Origin of the sequence: Micromonospora sp. NPDC049799 (assembly GCF_040656655.1) — a bacterium.
GTDB lineage: Bacteria > Actinomycetota > Actinomycetes > Mycobacteriales > Micromonosporaceae > Micromonospora.
In genome coordinates this window covers 1-2,139 of sequence record NZ_JBFAMU010000693.1, presented here as the reverse complement: position 1 = coordinate 2,139, position 2,139 = coordinate 1, and the positions used below count along the sequence as shown (strand labels likewise).

The 2,139-nt window shown below is 74.7% G+C and carries 3 protein-coding genes and 1 pseudogene; all 4 read left to right on the top strand.

Annotated features, from left to right (window positions below; all coding sequences use genetic code 11):
- The coding region (locus tag AB0I76_RS28380; protein WP_357041744.1) for a sigma factor-like helix-turn-helix DNA-binding protein at positions 1–230 on the top strand (230 nt) is incomplete at its 5' end.
- A gap of 32 nt (positions 231–262) precedes the next feature.
- Positions 263–787, top strand: coding sequence for a MauE/DoxX family redox-associated membrane protein (locus AB0I76_RS28375; protein ID WP_357041742.1), 525 nt, complete (start codon positions 263–265; stop codon positions 785–787).
- Complete coding sequence (locus AB0I76_RS28370) at positions 780–1,493, top strand: thioredoxin domain-containing protein (RefSeq protein ID WP_357041739.1); 714 nt, start codon at positions 780–782, stop codon at positions 1,491–1,493. Before AB0I76_RS28375 ends, AB0I76_RS28370 begins: the two co-directional genes overlap by 8 nt.
- Positions 1,493–2,139, top strand: a pseudogene (locus AB0I76_RS28365) (hypothetical protein); the annotation flags it as partial. The gene AB0I76_RS28370 and the pseudogene AB0I76_RS28365, both read left to right, overlap by 1 nt.

Sequence of the window (2,139 nt, the reverse complement as noted above, 5' to 3'; positions counted from 1 at the left end):
AGCGCGTAGACCCCGCCCTCATCCAGCACGACAAGCTCGACCCCGCCGCCGACCTGGTCCGCCGGCTCCCCGCCGAACGGCGCGGCGCGTTCGTGCTCACCCAACTGCTCGGCCTGTCGTACGCCGAGGCCGCCGCCGTGGAGGGGGTGCCGGTGGGCACCATCCGCTCCCGGGTGGCCCGGGCGCGCAACGACCTGGTCGAGGCCGTCGGCGACGCCCTCGCCGGCTGAGGCGGGAACTTCCCCGGGGGACGGAACGACCAATGACCGTGACCGCACCGCTGACCCGGACCGTCCGCTGGCCCGCCCTCCGGCCCTGGCTCGGCACCGCCGCACGGCTCGGGCTGGCCACCGTCTGGCTCGTCGCCGGCGCGACGAAGGTGGGCGACCTGGCCGCCTCCGGTCGCGCCGTCAACGCGTACCAGGTGATGCCGTACGACCTGGCGACCGTGATCGGCGCGGCGCTGCCCTTCGTCGAGCTGGCGCTGGGCGTACTCCTGCTCCTCGGGCTGGCCACCCGACTGGCCGCCGGGGTCTCCGCGGCGCTGCTGGTGGTGTTCATCGCGGGCATCGCCTCGGCCTGGACCCGCGGCCTGGCGATCGACTGCGGCTGCTTCGGCAGCGGCGGGCAGCTCGCCGAGGGGCAGGCACCGAGCTACCTGCCGGAGATCCTCCGGGACCTGGGATTCCTGGCGCTGGCCGGGTTCCTGCTGATCTGGCCCCGCACCCCGTTCTCGGTGGACGGCTGGCTGACGGGTGAACCCGCCGTGGAGGACGAGGATGAGTAGTCGCAAGGGACGCAACGAGGCCGCCCGCGTAGTGCGGGAGCAGATGGCCCGGGAACGGCGGCGCAAGCGCACGCTCTGGATCTCGGTCGCCGCCGTCGCCGTGCTGGTCGTCGCCGGCCTCATCGGGTGGAGCGTCTTCCGGGGTCAGCAGGCCGACGAGTACACCGCCCCGCCCGGCGCGAACGACACCGGCACCGGCGTCGTCCTCGGCTCCGGGCCGGTCACCATCGACCTGTACGAGGACTACCTCTGCCCGGCCTGCAAGCAGTTCCAGCAGGTCAGCGGCGACACGATCAACCAGCTCGTCGACGAGGGCAAGGCCCGGGTCGTCTTCCACCCCGTCGCGTACCTCGACCGCTTCTCCACCACCGAGTACTCCACCCGCTCCTCGGCCGCCTCGGGCTGCGCCGCCGAGGGCGGGAAGTTCCGGGAGTTCAGCGACGCGCTCTTCGAACGGCAGCCGCCCGAGGGCGGGGCCGGCCTGAGCGACGACCAACTGATCGACATCGGCGCGGGCGTCGGGCTGGACCGCGACGACTTCGGCTCCTGCGTACGCGACGGAAAGTACGAGGCGTGGACCGAGCACGTCACCTCCGAGGCCAGCCGTGCCGGCATCACCGGCACCCCGACCGTCCAGGTGAACGGCAAGCCGGTCGCCGACCGCTCCCCCGACGGCATCCGCGCCGCCGTGGAGGCCGCCGGCTGATGCGTACCCTGCTGACCCGCGCCGGGCTGCTGCTCGCCGGCGCCCTCACCGCCACGCTCGCGACCGCCACGCCGGCCGCCGCGCACGGCGCGGACGCCCCCGACGGCACCGACTACCGCACCGAGGTCACGGCGGTCACACCGGCGCGGCCCGGTCTGGTCGTACGGACGGTGGAGGCCGGCGCCCGACTGGAACTGACCAACACCGGTGACCGGACCGTCGAGGTGCTCGGCTACTCCGGGGAGCCGTACCTGCGGGTCGGCCCGGACGGGGTGTACGAGAACGTGCGCTCCCCCGCGACGTACCTCAACCGGACCATCGCCGGGGGCACCCGCGTACCGGCGGAGGCGAACCCGGCGGCCGAGCCGAACTGGCGCCGGGTCGACGACTCGTCCACCGTCCGGTGGCACGACCAGCGGGCACTGTGGCGCGAGGCGGCGCCACCGCCGCAGGTGCGGACGGCCCCGGACCGGGAGCACCGGGTACGGGACTGGGTCGTGCCGTTGCGCGACGGCACCGAGCCGCTGGAGGTGCGCGGCACGCTCGACTGGGTGCCGCCGCCGGACGCGTACACGTGGTGGGTCGTCGCCACGCTCGGCCTGCTCGCCGTCGGCGCGCTCGGGCTGCTGCCGGCCGCGTCCGCGCC